Source organism: Micromonospora sp. NBC_00421, assembly GCF_036017915.1.
In the GTDB taxonomy this organism is placed as follows: Bacteria; Actinomycetota; Actinomycetes; order Mycobacteriales; family Micromonosporaceae; genus Micromonospora.
Genome location: NZ_CP107929.1, coordinates 5550715 through 5565101, shown reverse-complemented (window position 1 = coordinate 5565101; position 14387 = coordinate 5550715). Strand labels below are relative to the sequence as shown.

The window sequence follows — 14387 nt, the reverse complement described above, 5'->3', positions numbered from 1 at the left end:
TGTCGTTGAGACCTGTGTGCGAGATCGATGATCTTGCGAAGACGGTGTTCTCAGGACTCTGCCGCTGGTGATCGACGACGTGATGGACGAGGGCGAGCGAATCCTGGTGCGGGCTCGGACTCCGCAGAGGCCAGTGGCGTGTCCGGGGTGCGCGGCCGTGACGGCCCGGGTGCACGGGTATATCACCAGCGGACCCTCGGGGACGTTCCGGTCGATGCCCGGCCGGTGGTGCTCCGGGTACGTATACGTCGTCTGGTGTGCCCGACCCAGGGCTGTCGCCGCACGTTCCGGGAACCAGGGGTCTGCTGCACCGACAGGTGACATCTGAGATGGCTTGCCGAGTGGGCAGGCTGGAAGGATGTCGCTGTGCCCAAGCCCTACCCTCGTGAGTTCCGTGATGATGTCGTGCGGGTGGCCCGTGATCGTGATCCGGGCGTGACGGTCGGGCAGATCGCGAAGGACTTCGGGGTCCATCCGATGACGTTGTTCACGTGGTTGCGCCAAGCCGACATCGACGCCGGGACCAAGCCTGGCGTCAGTGGCAGCGACTCAGTCGAGCTGCGGGAGGCCCGTAAGCGGATCAAGCTCCTCGAACAGGAGAACGAGGTCCTGCGTCGGGCCGCGGCCTACCTGTCGCAGGCGAACCTGCCGGGAAAAGGCTCTACCCGCTCGTGAGCGAGCTGGCCGCCGACGGGATCCCCGTGGCGTGACGTGCCGGGTATTGACCATCGCTCGTCAGCCTTACTACAGGTGGCTTGCCCGCCGTGTCACCGACGCCGACCTGGCGCAGGCGTACCGGGCGGACGCGTTGTTCGACGCCCACCGTGATGACCCGGAGTTCGGATATCGGTTCCTGGCCGATGAGGCCCGCGCTGCCGGCCAGCCGATGGTCGAGCGCACCGCCTGGAAGATCTGCTCTGGCATGGGCTGGTTCAGCGCGTTCAGCAAGCGCAAGCGCCGGGGCAAGGGCGGCAAGGTCGGTCCGCCGGTGCACGACGATCTGGTGCGCCGCGACTTCACCGCGGATGGCCCGAATCGGTTGTGGCTGGCCGACATCACCGAACACCGCACCGGTGAGGGCAAGCTGTATCTGTGCGCGATCAAGGACGTGTGGTCGAACCGGATCGTCGGCTACTCCATCGACGCACGCATGAAATCTAGGCTGGCCGTCAACGCCCTGCACAACGCCGTAGCCCGCCGTGGTGACGTGGCCGGCTGCGTGCTGCACACCGACCGCGGGTCCCAATTTCGAAGCCGGAAGTTCGTCTAGGCCCTCAACCAGCACCAGATGATCGGGTCGATGGGCAGAGTCGGCGCCGCCGGCGACAACGCCGCCATGAAATCGTTCTTCGGCCTGCTACAGAACAACGTCCTCGACAGCCGAACCTGGACCACCCGACAGCAACTCAGGACCGCGATCGTGACCTGGATCGAACGTACCTACCACCGCCGCCGACGCCAACGATCCCTGTCCCGGTTGACCCCTATCGAGTACGAGACCATCATGACCCCACCGGCCAGTCAGGCCGCGTGACTGCAACTGTCACCTATCGGTGCAGCAGACCCCTGGTTCCCCAGAACGAGGAAGACCTCCCCAGCTGCGACCTATGAGTCACCACCAACACCAGCCAGTGACTCACCCGACCCGGACATCACCCCGGTGCCACGCATCCCCACCCGCTCGCCTGCGCAGGAAGGGCCCGACCGATGCCCACACCCCGCCCCGACGGCCCTGTGCTGAAGAAGCTGGGGCCGCAGTGTCACCTGCCAGTTCGTCGGGAGCCGGGTCGCCGACCGCTACCCGCAGACCCAGAACTGCGGCGTCGGGTCGGCTGATCAGCCGGTCCGTCGACGGCACCAGGGCTGGAGAACGACACCGAAGGCGCTGCAGGACGGGAAGACTCCGGTGGCGGCCATTGCGACGCCGCGATCTGGGCCCCGGTGACCGGCAGGGTAGGCGAGATCTGGTCGAGCAAGCGCTGCGCCAGGGTGGCGTCGATCTCGACGTCTGCGCTGATGCGAACATCGGCCGCGGTCGCCAGGTCCACGACGTCGTCGCTGGTGAACGCATCAGCTCCGAGAGTACTCAGCCGTCGCGCGAACTCCTGGGCATTGATCATTTGCAGCCTCATCGTCGGACTGTTAATTATCCACCGTAACCCCCGCTCCGGTCGGCGGATCCTGCACCCGCCGTGCGGGCTACTGGGGCCGACAGTCGGCGCCGACAACTGCGACCGCTGCGCGGAAGCCCGCAACTCTTCGGTGAGCTAATCGCGCGCCTGCAGAGCCGTCACGCTCTGTGTTACCCATGCTGTCCCGCGACGCCCGGAAGCAGCCGCGATGTGCGCGGCGACTCGGGGCTGCGATCGGTCCGGCCCGGTAGCGCGTGCTGCGCCGGGCCGGGGCCACCGCGCAGGTGCGAGCGCTTACGGCGGCGACCCGCCCGGCCGCTTGCCGTTCTGCGACGAGGCACGCCCCGGCTCGATGCACGACACCACCCAGGCCCGCACCGCCAGCCTGGGCGACATTCTCCCGCACGCACCCCCGAGCGTTCAGGTCCTCACCGACGCGGCGCGCGTCACGGCCACCCAACCACCAGCCCGCGTGGACCACCCGAACACCAGCGGACCCGTTACCGACAGCTGTGGCACAGAACGGGAAACAACCCCCCCGAAACAGAGGAGCACCAACGGAGCACCAGCCGTCCACATCATGGAAGATCGCGGCACATCCTGGGACAACAACAAGGCCGCAACCGGCGTTTCTGCTGGTCACGGCCTTGATCGTGAAGTGCGCCCGAAGGGACTCGAACCCCTAACCTTCTGATCCGTAGACCGAAGCCAGGAGAGCGGAATTCTACAAAGACCACTCTACCCCCAACTCGTCCGACCGCAACCCCTCTAATCCATCCACGTCCAGTCGCGTTCCCCCAGGTCCACGCCCTACACACGGGAAGCATCCCTACATATCAATGGACTGGCGGACGTCGCGATTCCTGTCGGGTCCGTGTCCGTAGCGCTACGTCCGGGTCAGTTCCCCGACGTACGAGCACCCACCGAGCACCCACGATCACCACCCACACCGCCGCTCGCGGTACGCGGCCTCGCACAACCGGACCCGGCCATGCTCCTGACGTCACCATCAACTCGCCGAACATTCGGCACCCCGAGGATCCCGGACCGCCACTGAGCTCCGGTCACGTTTCACCTCATTTCATTCCTACTCGACAGATGACGAGCATTTCAGATCGAAGCCGCCCTTCACCACCTGCGGTTTCGCCACGATGAACCCCATCAACGTCAAGGGAGAGACCATGAACGGTGAGGGTGTCATCAGCAAGCGATGCGGATGCCTGAACATCACAACAGGCCGACGCCGGGGAAACTCCTGTCCACGGTTGCCAGAGCGAACGCATGGCAGCTGGTACTTCCACTGCTCCATCCGGAACCTGCTCGGACACGCCGAACGGATACGCCGCGGCGGCTACCCGTCACAAGTAGCAGCCCGCACAGCACGAGACGAGTTGCTGGCGTTGTCGCGTGAGGAGCAGGCCGGCCGGTCCTGGACCGTCACCCGCTGGTTGCGGTACTGGCTGTCGACCAGGACCCGGATCCGGCCGACGACACGGATGCACTACACCCACGACGTCGAGCGGTTCCTCATCCCGCACATCGGCCAGCTGATCCTCGGTGATCTGAGCGCACGGCAGCTGACCGCCGCGTTCGGTCAGATCGCGGCCACCCGCAACCGTTCCGGGCAACTGCAGAGCCCCTGCACCCTGCAGCACGTCCACACGACGCTGCGGGCGGCGCTGACCGGCGCGGTCCGCGAGGGCCTGCTCACCACCAACCCGGCCCGTCACGTGGAACTGCCCGCGCGTCCGCGTCCGCAGGCCCAGGTGTGGACCGAGGCTCGCGTCGCCGAGTGGAAGGCCACCGGGCAGCGGCCCACCATCGCGGTCTGGACACCCACACAACTGGCCGCGTTCCTGGACTACGTCCGCGATGACGGCCTGTTCGCCCTGTGGTGGCTGATCGCCCTGCGGGGTCTGCGCCGTGGTGAGGCCGCCGGCCTGCGCTGGGGCGAGGTCGATCTGCACGCGGGCCAGGTGTCGGTGGTGCGGCAGCGCACCACCGCCGGCTACGACGTACACGAGGGGCCACCGAAATCGGCGTCAAGCCGCCGGAGTGTGGCCTTGGACCAGCACACGATGCGGGTGTTGCGTCAGCACCGCGAGCGGCAAACCCAGCAGCGCGACCTGCGGGCCGCGATCGGGAAGGTGTGGCACGACAGTGGTTACGTGTTCACCGGCCCCGACGGGCTGCCGATCCACCCGGGGTATCTCACCCAGCGGATGCGGCTGCTGGTTGACCGGGCAGGGCTGCCGCCGATCCGGCTGCACGACCTGCGGCACGGCGCCGCGACCCTGGCTCGGGAAGCCGGCGCCGACCTCAAAGCGGTGCAGGACCAACTCGGGCACGCCAGCATCCACCTGACCGCCGACACCTACACCAGCGTCCTACCCGAATCTCAGCGGGAAGCCGCCGAAGCCACCGCACGCCTGGTCCTCGACGCCGGCAAGTCCGGCGCCGAGATCCGGCGCCAGCTCACCCACAACCCGACGACAGTGCAAGGGCGCCCGGCCGAGGCGCAACCGGTGACGGCACCCGCCTGCCGCCCCCGGTGGAAGCCATCCTCGGCAACGAGAGGCGCCCGGCTCCGTTCCTCGGCACGCCGGCGGAGCGGCCGGGCACACGAGCCCCGCTGACAGCCCTCGTGTGTGGCCCGGGGCTGCGCGCCGACGGGCGGACAACGTTCGTCGCGTGCCACCCGGGGCCGCACGAGTGCGATCACGTTCCGAGGTTGGTTGATTGCCTACTGTAGATTGCACTGTCGTGCCTTTCCTGGCAGCGAGTCCGGAGCCCGTCGGGCAGCCCACGTTCTGGGAGAACGTCGTCTGCATCCTGTTCTGGTCGGCGGCGCTCTTCTTGTACGTCTGCTACTACTTCGGCTTCAGGATCGAGGCCAAGTGTCTCGTCATCACCAAGACCACCAGGAAGCCGTGCGCGAAGGACGGCAAGATCCTCGTCGGCTGCCAGCGACACAAGCGACAGAAGTTGGTGGCATGGGTTCGCCACATGGGTGCGGCGAAGTGGATCGATCCGTGGCTGTACCGGTTGCACATGGTCCCGCCGTCGTTCGCTCCCCTGCCGCGATCCACCCGGCGCAGGCAACCGCGCGAAGTGTCGCCTCGCCGGTGGCGACCGAAACACCCGGCAGGCGCATGACGATCGAGGCCCGGATCGCGTTATGGGCGTTGGCCTTCGCCATTCTTCAAGCCATCACCGCCCTCGTTGCCCTTCTTGTCGACGTCGCGGCTGGTGCGTAGAGGCCAGCTCGACCCCGAGATCGGCACTCTCTTGATCTTGTCTCCGATGGGACTCGAACCTTTAACCCTGCTGATCCGTAGCCGCCCAGGAGGCGAGTAGGCGCAGCCGTTCCGCGGACGGCGACCCGGGTTCGGCCGTATAGACGAGCAGTACCAGGCCGGGTTCGGCGGTGATCGCGAGTTCCTCGTAGGCGAGCGTGAGTTCACCCACGATCGGGTGGTGGAACCGCTTGGTGCCGGCGCCGTGGGTGCGTACGTTGTGGTCGGCCCAGAGCCGGCGGAAGTCCTCGCTGCGGGTGGACAGCTCTCCGACGAGATCCTGCAGAGCGCGGTCGTGCGGGTCGCGGCCCGCCTCGGTACGCATGACCCCGACGCACATCTCGGCGAAGCGGTCCCAGTCGGGGTAGAACTCGCGCGAGGCCGGGTCGAGGAACTGGAACCGGGCCAGGTTCGGCAGGCGGCCCCCGTCGCCGATCACCGGTGAGTAGAAGGCGCGGCCGAGCGTGTTGGTGGCGAGCAGGTTCTGCTGCGGGTCCCGGACGAACGCGACGCCGTCGGTGATCGCCTCCATCGCCCACCGCAGGCTCAGGCGTGCGGCGGCCCTGCCGGCGGCGCCAGCGGTGGCGGTGCGGCGGCGGGGCCGCCCGGAGGTCGGGATGCCGTCGGCGGCGCGGGCGAGGTCGAACAGGTGCGCGCGTTCGGTGTCGTCGAGGTGCAGTGCGCGGACCAGTGCCTCCAGGACGCTGGACGACGCGCCGGCGATCTGGCCGCGTTCGAGCCGGGCGTAGTACTCGACGCTGAGCCCGGCGAGAGCGGCCACCTCACTGCGCCGCAGACCGGGGACGCGCCGGCTGCCCGTCAGCGGCAGCCCGACCTGCTCGGGCGTCAGCCGGGCCCGGCGCGTGGTCAGGAAGTCGCGCACCTCCGAACGGTTGTCCATGCGTCCAGCGTAGGTCGCACGCCGCTGGCGAAGGGTTCCCTGTCAGTACACCCATTCACAGGGACTTCTCCCCGCTCGGGCGGGCACGTTGACTGAATGCATAGGCCTCGCGAGGCCGCCGGAACCGAAGCGAACGGAGCACACCAGCATGCGCCAGGTCGTCATGTACAAGCCCGGGGACGTACGGGTCGAACAGCGCCCGGACCCGACAATCGTCGAGCCGACCGACGCGGTCATCCGCCTGGCCGCGACCTGCATCTGCGGAAGCGACCTGTGGCCGTACCGGGGTGCCGAGCCGGTCGACCACCAGGTGATGGGTCACGAGTACGTCGGCGTCGTCGAGGAGGTCGGGTCCGAGGTTCGCACCGTGAAGGTCGGCGACTTCGTCGTGGGCTCCTTCTGGGCGTCTGACAACACCTGTGAGATCTGTCGGGCCGGCTACCAGGCGTACTGCCCGCATCGCGTGCTGATGGGCACCATCGGCACCCAGTCCGAGCTGGCCCGCGTCCCCCTCGCCGACGGGACGCTCGTGGCGGCCCCCGGGCAGCCCGGCCCCGACCTCATCCCGTCGCTGATGGCGGCCTCCGACGTGCTCGGCACCGGCTGGTTCGCGGCTGTCGCCGCCGAGGCGGGACCGGGCAAGACCGTGGCGGTCGTCGGCGACGGCGCGGTCGGCCTGCTCGGCGTCCTGGCCGCCCGGCAGCTCGGCGCGGAGCGCATCATCGCGTTCAGCCGCCACGCCGACCGGCAGGCCCTCGCGCGGGAGTTCGGGGCCACCGACATCGTCACCGAACGCGGCGACGCCGGCGTCGAGGCCGTCAAGGAGCTGACCGGTGGCCTGGGCGCGCACAGCGTCATCGAGGCCGTCGGCACCCAGGAGGCCATGATGCAGGCCATCGGCTCCACCCGCCCCGGCGGCCACGTCGGCTTCGTCGGCGTGTCCCACGACGTCACCATCCCCGGCGACGAGCTGTTCATGGCCGGCGTGCACATCCACGGCGGCCCCGCCCCGGTCCGCCGTTTCCTGCCCGAACTGATCCAACTGATCTGGGACGGCACCATCAACCCGGGCAAGGTCTTCGACCTCACCCTCCCGCTCGACCGGGCCGCTGAGGGTTACGAGGCAATGGACCAGCGCACCGCCACGAAGGTTCTGCTCACCCTCTGACCCGCCTCCGGACCCGACACTGGGAGATGCCATGCCAGCCACACGAGCGGCCGCCCGCGCAGCGCTGTCGGCGGTCCTCGGCCTGACCCTTGCCGGCTGCGGCGGCAACGGTCAGCCCGGCGACACCGGCCGCGAAACGTCCGCGACCTCGCCCAGCAGCACCGGCCTGGCCGCAACACCACCGAGCGGCACAGCCGCGCCCCGGGGAGAACAGATGAAGATCCAGATCGCCATCAACGACCAGCGCTTCCAAGCCACGATCTTCGACGGCGCCGCCGGCCGTGACCTGCTCACCCAGCTGCCGCTGACCATCAACATGATCGACCACGGCGCAGTGGAGAAAACCGGCCCGCTGCCTACACCGCTGTCCCTGAACGGCCAGCCGGACGGCGCGGACCCCGACGTCGGTGATGTCGGCTACTACGCACCCGGCAACGACCTCGTCCTCTACTACGGCGATCAGTCGTACTTCCCCGGCATCGTGATCATCGGCCGCCTGGACGGCGAGGCCGCCAGCCGCATCGCCGACCTCGACGGCGCCGTCACCGCGACCGTCGAGCCCTTCGCGGCCTGACCTCCACCTCCGAGCGCGCTACCGGGAGACACGATGAACCCCACCTACGACTTCACCGGCCAGGTAGCCCTGGTCACCGGCGCCAGCTCCGGCATGGGGCTGGCCACCGCGCAGGCGTTCGCCCATGCCGGAGCCGCGGTCGTCATGGCCGACGTCAACGACGCGGCCCTGCAGGCCGCCGCCGCCGAACTGCGGGCGGGCGGGCACGAGGCCCTCGGCGTCCGGTGCGACGTGTCCGACGAGGCGCAGGTCGCCGCCCTGATCGACCAGACCGTCGCGTCGTACGGCCGGCTCGACATGGCCTTCAACAACGCCGGCATCCAGGCCCCGCCGTCCGACGCCGCCGACGAACCCGCCGACACCTTCGACCGCGTCAACGCCGTCAACCTGCGCGGCGTCTGGGCCTGCATGAAGCACGAACTGCGGCAGATGCGCGAGCAGGGCAGCGGCGCCATCGTCAACTGCTCCTCCCTCGGCGGGCTCGTCGGCCTGCCCGGGCGGGCCGCGTACCACGCGTCCAAGCACGGGGTGCTCGGGCTCACCAGCAGCGCGGCCCTGGAGTACGCGCCGCGCGGGATCCGGATCAACGCCATCTGCCCCGGCACGTTCGAAACGCCCATGGTGACCGCCATGATCGCCAGCGGTGAACTCGACACCGCCGCAGCGCTGGCCAACCAGCCCATCGGCCGATTCGGCCGAGCCGATGAGATCGCCTCCACCGTGCTCTGGCTGTGCAGCCCCGGCGCCAGCTTCGTCGTCGGCGTCGCGCTGCCCGTCGACGGCGGATACACAGCGCAGTAGACCTCACACACCACACGAGCCGAATCCGGTGCCGGCCGTGGTGAAATCGGTTCCGGGCAACGTCAGCACCAACCCGATGCTCACCGACATCCGAAGGACATCGCCAGCGCCCTCCGTGGCTCTAGTACGGCAGCTGCTCACCGGCTTCTCCGTGCACGCCCTCACCCCGGCAGACGGCCGGGTGAGTGTGGTCGTGCGCCACGCCGACAGAGGTGAAGAGTCCGTCACCGTGGACCGCATCGTCGCGGCAACCGGCTTCCGCCCGGATCACTCGATCGCCGCCGAACTACGTCTGGACCTTGACCCGGTGCTGGGCGCCACTCGTGCCCTGGCGCCGCTGATCGACCCCAACGAGCACTCCTGCGGCACCGTGCCCCCGCACGGCGTCAACGAGCTCACCCACCCCGAGGTCGGCTACTACGCCGTCGGCATGAAGTCCTACGGTCGGGCATCGACCTTCCTGATGGCCACCGGCTACGAGCAGGTCCGCTCCGTCGTCGCCGCCCTCGCCGGGGACTGGGACGCCGCCCGCGACGTCCAACTCGACCTGCCCGAGACCGGGGTCTGCAACAGCAACCCCGACGAATCGGCCACGGCCGACAACTGCTGCGCACCGGCACCGGCCGTCGAGCCGGCGGGCCGAGGGTTGGCCACCGGGATCTCGGGCAGCCTACTCGCCGCGCCGGTGCACCTGATCGCCCTCGACACCCCAACCGCAGACGGACAGACCGGCGGCTGCTGCGCAAGCTGATGCCCACCACGACGGTGCCCGCCGACCCTGTGGTCGGCGGGCACCGCGCCCACGGCTGGCGCATCGTCGCCGCCCCCGCCGTCACCTCGGCCATCGGCTACGGCACCCTCTACTACGCCTACGCGGTGCTGCTGAACCCGATGGCCGTCAGCCTCGGCGCGTCCACCATCGCCGTCACGGGCGCGCTCACCGCCTCCGTGCTCGCCGGAGCCGTCATGGCCATCCCCGTCGGACGGTGGCTCGACCACCACGGCGGTCGCGCGCTGATGACCGCCGGCTCGCTCGCCGCGACGGCCCTGCTCGTGGCCTGGTCCCAGGTCCAGACCATCGGCCAGCTCTACGCCGTCATGACCGGCATCGGGATCACCGGCGCGATGGTGCTCTACGAGCCCGCCTTCGCCGTCATCGTCTCCTGGTTCACCCCTCACCGACGCGCCACCGCCCTGCTGGCTGTCACCATCGTCGCCGGGTTCGCCAGCACCATCTTCATGCCGCTGACCGGCCTGCTGAGCGCGTACCTCGGCTGGCGCGAAGCCCTGCTCGTCCTCGCCGCGATCCACGGCGCGGTGACCGTACCGCTGCACGCCCTCACCATCCGCCGGCCCCAACCGGCAGCCACGGCAGCACCGATCAGCCCGGCCCGGCCCGCACACACCCCACGGCGGGCTGTCGCCGCGGCGGCGATGCGCGACGCCCGCTTCTGGATCCTCACCGCGACCTTCATCGCCCAGGGCGCGGCCACCAGCACCATGACCGTGCACCTCATCGGCTACCTGGTCAGCCGCGGCCACCCCGCCACCTTCGCCGCCACCGCCACGGGTCTGCTCGGCACCGGCCGACTCGTCCTCACCGCCGCCCGCCGACGCCTGCCGGTCACCACCATCGTCGCCGCCGTCTTCGCCGTCCAAGCCACCGCCGTACTCGCGATGCCCCTGCTCGCCGGCACCCGCACCGGTGCGATCGTGGCCGTGGTCGGCTTCGGACTCGGCTTCGGCATCGCCCACCTCGCCACCCCCGCTCTCCTCGCCGACCGGTACGGCACCACCGCCTACGCCACCATCGCCGGGCGCCTCGCCGCCCCCGTCACCATCGCCAGAGCCACCGCCCCGCTGGCCGCCGCCACACTCCTGCACACCACCGCCGGCTACCCGATCCTGCTCACCGTCGTCGCCGCCTGCTGCGCCCTCGCCGCCACCGGCGTGCTGGTGCGCGCCTCCACCACACCGCCGTCTCCCATCCGCTGAGCCGGACACCGCGCACGTGCGGAACTGCCACAGGGTGCAGATCGCCAGAGCCGCCACCCGGTCGCCTCCAGTTCGGCCGATTGTCGACGAATCCACGGCGCGGAGGGCTTGCATCCGGTACCTGGGTACGGGCTTACCGTGGGTGCATGACCAGCGATGAGCAGGCATGGGTGCCCGAGGTCTGCACCCTGCCGACCGTGGAGCGGCCGCTGCGGCTGGCCGAGTTCGACGACCTGTTCGCCACCGCGCTGCACGACCAGCAGCGGCTGTCGCCGACGGCACTGCGGTGGCGCCTCGACCCGGCCGCCGAGGCGACCGTCCGGGACCTCACCGGCCGGGAGAGTTCCTGCTGCTCGTTCTTCTCCTTCACCGTCGCGCGCGACGCTGACGCGCTGCGCCTCGACGTGCAGGTGCCAGCCGCACACGTCGACGTCCTCGACGCGCTCGCCGCGCGGGCCGCCGCCGGGACAACGACATGAGCGGGCTGCGCAGCAGCCAGGTCGCCGCCCAGGCCGGGGTCAACCTCCAGACGCTGCGCTACTACGAGCGCCGCGGCCTGCTCGCCGCACCACACCGCAGCCTCGGCGGACACCGCCTCTACCCACCTGAGGCGATCACCGTGCTGAAGGTGATCAAAGCGGCGCAGCGGCTCGGGTTCACCCTCGACGAGGTCGCCGACCTGCTCGACACAGGCCGACACCGACACAGCCGCCACCCCGACACCCGCCTGCGAACCCGCGCGCACGCCAAACTCACCGAGGTCGAAGCGAAGATCGCCGACCTACAGGTCATCGCCGGCACCCTGCGCGCCGCCGTCGACGCCGGCTGCGACGACCTCGTCACGTGCGCCGGCCAACCATGTTGCCCCATCCCGTTCGCCACCATCGCCCACGGAGCCCCCGATGCCGAAGACCGTTGACCGGACCGATCACCGCACCCGCCGAGGGCTGCCCTCTGGCCTCACGGGCCTGGCCGGGCTGGCCTGCGCGGCGTGCTGCGCCATCCCGCTGCTGCTGGCCGCCGGGGTCCTCTCCGGCGCCGGATGGGCCGCCGCCAGCGCGTGGATGCCCGGCATCGCCATCGCCCTGGCCGCCCTCGCCGCGGGCACCTGGTGGTGGGCGAGCCGCCGCTGCCACCACGGCGGCTGTGCCGGCGGCAACGGCTGCCGATGCTCGACCGGGTCACCGGCATGACCACCGGCGACGGGCAGGCCGCTACGGTGCGAGCATGACCGTCACCCGCTCCATCCTGCTGTTCGTCGTCGCCGCCCTCTTCGAGATCGGCGGGGCGTGGCTGGTCTGGCAGGGCTGGCGCGAGCACCGCGGCCTGTGGTGGATAGCCGCCGGCGTCATCGCCCTCGGCGCATACGGATTCGTCGCCACCTTCCAGCCCGACCCGAACTTCGGCCGCATCCTCGCCGCCTACGGCGGCGTCTTCGTCGCCGGATCCCTCGCCTGGGGCATGCTCGTCGACAAGTTCCGCCCCGACCGGTGGGACATCACCGGTGCCAGCATCTGCCTGATCGGCGTCGCCATCATCATGTACGCCCCAAGGACCGCGAGCGGCTCCTGACCGCCAGGGAGTTCTACCGATCGTTGAGCAGCCCGAAGATCCCTCACCCCACGCGTAAGGATCAGGGGTCCAGCGGTCACCAGGCCGACCTCGACGAGGATGACGAACAACCAACCGTTGACCGGCCGATAGTCGCGGTCGTCAGCGCTGCAACGAAAGGGCAGAACCCGCGCGGGCAGATCACCGGCAGCGCGGGTAAAAACCTCGGTGAGACGCGCGGTCATCGCGCGGTGCCTCCGTCATCACCGGCCCACGCCTGCTCACCCCCGACGCGGCACCACCGCATACGCCTCGTACGTCATCTGACGCCTTGATGTCGAACCGACCATTACGCCCGGGCACACGGCACGCCAGAACCACCGGTAGGCGCCAAGCCCGGTAATCGGTCCTCTGGCAAGCTCGCCCGCGTCGGACATGGAACAAGCCAGTGCGACGGACTCACGGTCCGTCGTTCTCGCACCACAACGCCAGAAAATGTGACCAGTCCTCACGAAATTCCCTTTATCTCATAGGGAGAAGTCATGGCTGGTTCGGGATCAATCTACAAGCGGTGCGGCTGCCGGCACATGGCCACAAGAAAGCGGCTGGAGCAGCACTGCCCCCGCCTGCCGGAACGCGGACACGGCACCTGGCACTTCGCCTGCTCCGCGACCGACGCGTTCGGCAGACCGGCACGGGCCCGCCGAGGCGGCTTCCGCTCCAAAGCCGCCGCCTGCCAGGCGCGCGACGAGTGGCTGACCCAGACCGGCGAGGAACGCACCGCACAGGGATGGACCCTCGAACGGTGGCTGCGATACTGGCTCTCCACCCGCACCAAGATCAAGGACACCACCAGGGCCCAGTACGCCCGCGACGTCGAACAGTTCCTCATCCCGCACATGGGCAGGATCACCCTGGCCGAGCTCAACATCCGGCGAATCCGCAGCGGCTTCGACGACATCGCACAGACCACCAACGGGCGCGGCCAGCCACAGTCGCCCTCATGCCTACAGCACCTGCGGACCACCCTTCGCGCGGCGCTCAACCTCGCTGTCCGAGAGGGCCTCCTCGACGCCAACCCGATCCGGCACCTCGAACTCCCGTCCTACCGCAAGCCACACGCCCAGGTCTGGACACCGGCCCGCGTCGCGGAGTGGAGGGCAACCGGTCGACGACCGTCGGTGGCTGTCTGGACCGCGCCCCACCTCGCCGCGTTCCTCGACGCGGTCACCCCCGACCGGCTCTTCGCCCTGTGGTGGCTGATCGCCCTACGCGGTCTCCGCCGCGGCGAGGCATGCGGCCTGCGCTGGACCGACCTCGACCTCGACCACGGCGTGCTGTTCATCTTCCGCAGCCGCACTGTGGTCGGCTACCGGATCATCGAGGGAGAGCCCAAAACGGCCGCCAGCACGCGCGCCGTCGCTCTCGACCAGCACACCGTGGCCGTGCTCCGCGAACACCTGCGCCGCCAGCGTCAGCAACAGGCCGCCCGCGAGGCGGCAGGCAAGACCTGCTACGACAGCGGCTACGTGTTCATCCGCCCCGACGGCAGGCCGCTGCACCCCGAGTACGCCACGCGGCAGTTCACCCGACTCGTCAAGCGGGCCGACCTCCCACCGATCCGGCTTCACGACCTCCGCCACGGCGCGGCGTCCCTCGCGCACGAAGCCGGCGCCGATCTCAAGACCGTGCAAGATCTACTCGGTCACGCGAGCATCGTCACCACTGCCGACACCTACACCAGCGTCCTGCCGTATGCCCAGCGTAAGTGCGCCGAGGCCACCGCCCGGCTGGTTCTCGCCGCAGCCCGCCGAACCCGCGAAAAGATCAGGAAGAGGGGCCGAAGCAACCGCCCCAACCCCCGCCCGAAAAACAAGCGCACCGCCCGCCAAGCAGAGGTGACGGCAACGCGAAAGGCCAGGTCAAAGCCTGCGCGACCCGCCCAAGATTACAGAAAGTGACGGCACCC

General features: G+C 69.6%; 14 protein-coding genes and 3 pseudogenes. 15 read left to right on the top strand and 2 right to left on the bottom strand.

Going from position 1 to position 14387, the window contains the following annotated elements; genetic code table 11:
* Positions 1-14: 14 nt before the first annotated feature.
* Both OHQ87_RS23660 and OHQ87_RS23655 read left to right on the top strand, forming a co-directional pair.
* A pseudogene (locus tag OHQ87_RS23660) lies at positions 15-303 on the top strand (transposase family protein); the annotation flags it as partial.
* A 63-nt stretch (positions 304-366) separates the two neighbouring features.
* Positions 367-1534: pseudogene (locus OHQ87_RS23655) on the top strand (IS3 family transposase).
* Between the two features lie 226 nt (positions 1535-1760).
* On the opposite strand, the gene OHQ87_RS23650 reads toward OHQ87_RS23655, so the two are convergent.
* Complete coding sequence (locus tag OHQ87_RS23650; RefSeq protein ID WP_328341262.1) at positions 1761-2132, bottom strand: hypothetical protein; 372 nt, start codon at positions 2130-2132, stop codon at positions 1761-1763.
* A gap of 352 nt (positions 2133-2484) precedes the next feature.
* Here OHQ87_RS23650 and OHQ87_RS23645 point away from each other — a divergent pair, with 352 nt between their 5' ends.
* The 3 genes from OHQ87_RS23645 (at position 2485) to OHQ87_RS23635 (ending at position 5288) form a co-directional block, all read left to right on the top strand.
* Positions 2485-2826, top strand: coding sequence for a hypothetical protein (locus tag OHQ87_RS23645; RefSeq protein WP_328341260.1), 342 nt, complete (start codon positions 2485-2487; stop codon positions 2824-2826).
* 706 nt (positions 2827-3532) lie between these two features.
* A complete protein-coding gene (locus tag OHQ87_RS23640; protein WP_328341258.1) occupies positions 3533-4768 on the top strand; it encodes a tyrosine-type recombinase/integrase in 1236 nt (411 codons plus the stop codon).
* 127 nt (positions 4769-4895) lie between these two features.
* Positions 4896-5288: a hypothetical protein gene (locus OHQ87_RS23635; RefSeq protein WP_328341256.1), complete on the top strand. Its 393-nt coding sequence runs from the start codon at positions 4896-4898 to the stop codon at positions 5286-5288.
* Between the two features lie 162 nt (positions 5289-5450).
* Here the strand turns inward: OHQ87_RS23635 and OHQ87_RS23630 are convergent, their stop codons facing one another.
* Entirely contained in the window at positions 5451-6329 is an 879-nt protein-coding gene (locus OHQ87_RS23630; RefSeq protein ID WP_328341254.1) for a helix-turn-helix transcriptional regulator, read from the bottom strand.
* A 148-nt stretch (positions 6330-6477) separates the two neighbouring features.
* Between OHQ87_RS23630 and OHQ87_RS23625 the strand changes: the two genes are divergently transcribed.
* From OHQ87_RS23625 to OHQ87_RS23580, 10 genes and pseudogenes are all read left to right on the top strand, one after another.
* Positions 6478-7497: a zinc-dependent alcohol dehydrogenase family protein gene (locus OHQ87_RS23625; protein ID WP_328341252.1), complete on the top strand. Its 1020-nt coding sequence runs from the start codon at positions 6478-6480 to the stop codon at positions 7495-7497.
* A 31-nt stretch (positions 7498-7528) separates the two neighbouring features.
* Positions 7529-8071, top strand: a complete 543-nt coding sequence (locus OHQ87_RS23620) for a cyclophilin-like fold protein (protein ID WP_328341250.1) — start codon at positions 7529-7531, stop codon at positions 8069-8071.
* A 33-nt stretch (positions 8072-8104) separates the two neighbouring features.
* On the top strand, positions 8105-8872 hold the full coding sequence (locus OHQ87_RS23615) for a glucose 1-dehydrogenase (protein ID WP_328341248.1): 768 nt from the start codon (positions 8105-8107) through the stop codon (positions 8870-8872).
* A gap of 130 nt (positions 8873-9002) precedes the next feature.
* Positions 9003-9623, top strand: a pseudogene (locus tag OHQ87_RS23610) (flavoprotein); the annotation flags it as partial.
* Complete coding sequence (locus OHQ87_RS23605) at positions 9623-10867, top strand: MFS transporter (RefSeq protein ID WP_328341246.1); 1245 nt, start codon at positions 9623-9625, stop codon at positions 10865-10867. The pseudogene OHQ87_RS23610 and the gene OHQ87_RS23605, both read left to right, overlap by 1 nt.
* 146 nt (positions 10868-11013) lie before the next feature.
* Positions 11014-11346 (top strand): hypothetical protein, encoded by a 333-nt coding sequence (locus OHQ87_RS23600; RefSeq protein WP_328341244.1) that lies wholly within the window; start codon positions 11014-11016, stop codon positions 11344-11346.
* Positions 11343-11786 carry a MerR family transcriptional regulator gene (locus OHQ87_RS23595; RefSeq protein WP_328341242.1) on the top strand — a complete coding sequence of 148 codons (444 nt, stop codon included), beginning with the start codon at positions 11343-11345 and terminating at the stop codon, positions 11784-11786. Before OHQ87_RS23600 ends, OHQ87_RS23595 begins: the two co-directional genes overlap by 4 nt.
* Positions 11770-12060 carry a hypothetical protein gene (locus OHQ87_RS23590; RefSeq protein WP_328341240.1) on the top strand — a complete coding sequence of 97 codons (291 nt, stop codon included), beginning with the start codon at positions 11770-11772 and terminating at the stop codon, positions 12058-12060. The genes OHQ87_RS23595 and OHQ87_RS23590 overlap by 17 nt, the downstream gene beginning before the upstream one ends.
* Before the next feature lie 34 nt (positions 12061-12094).
* On the top strand, positions 12095-12439 hold the full coding sequence (locus OHQ87_RS23585) for a YnfA family protein (RefSeq protein ID WP_328341238.1): 345 nt from the start codon (positions 12095-12097) through the stop codon (positions 12437-12439).
* 521 nt (positions 12440-12960) lie between these two features.
* Positions 12961-14379, top strand: a complete 1419-nt coding sequence (locus OHQ87_RS23580) for a tyrosine-type recombinase/integrase (RefSeq protein ID WP_328341236.1) — start codon at positions 12961-12963, stop codon at positions 14377-14379.
* The last annotated feature ends 8 nt before the right edge of the window (positions 14380-14387 follow it).

Excerpts from the sequence above, each read along its gene's own strand:
- OHQ87_RS23590 (WP_328341240.1), top strand. The coding sequence starts at position 11,770 with ATGCCGAAGACCGTTGACCGGACCGATCACCGCACCCGCCGAGGGCTG.
- OHQ87_RS23595 (WP_328341242.1), top strand. The coding sequence starts at position 11,343 with ATGAGCGGGCTGCGCAGCAGCCAGGTCGCCGCCCAGGCCGGGGTCAAC.
- OHQ87_RS23645 (WP_328341260.1), top strand. The coding sequence starts at position 2,485 with ATGCACGACACCACCCAGGCCCGCACCGCCAGCCTGGGCGACATTCTC.
- OHQ87_RS23630 (WP_328341254.1), bottom strand. The coding sequence starts at position 6,329 with ATGGACAACCGTTCGGAGGTGCGCGACTTCCTGACCACGCGCCGGGCC.
- OHQ87_RS23615 (WP_328341248.1), top strand. The coding sequence starts at position 8,105 with ATGAACCCCACCTACGACTTCACCGGCCAGGTAGCCCTGGTCACCGGC.
- OHQ87_RS23625 (WP_328341252.1), top strand. The coding sequence starts at position 6,478 with ATGCGCCAGGTCGTCATGTACAAGCCCGGGGACGTACGGGTCGAACAG.
- OHQ87_RS23585 (WP_328341238.1), top strand. The coding sequence starts at position 12,095 with ATGACCGTCACCCGCTCCATCCTGCTGTTCGTCGTCGCCGCCCTCTTC.
- OHQ87_RS23605 (WP_328341246.1), top strand. The coding sequence starts at position 9,623 with ATGCCCACCACGACGGTGCCCGCCGACCCTGTGGTCGGCGGGCACCGC.
- OHQ87_RS23620 (WP_328341250.1), top strand. The coding sequence starts at position 7,529 with ATGCCAGCCACACGAGCGGCCGCCCGCGCAGCGCTGTCGGCGGTCCTC.
- OHQ87_RS23650 (WP_328341262.1), bottom strand. The coding sequence starts at position 2,132 with ATGAGGCTGCAAATGATCAATGCCCAGGAGTTCGCGCGACGGCTGAGT.
- OHQ87_RS23580 (WP_328341236.1), top strand. The coding sequence starts at position 12,961 with ATGGCTGGTTCGGGATCAATCTACAAGCGGTGCGGCTGCCGGCACATG.
- OHQ87_RS23600 (WP_328341244.1), top strand. The coding sequence starts at position 11,014 with ATGACCAGCGATGAGCAGGCATGGGTGCCCGAGGTCTGCACCCTGCCG.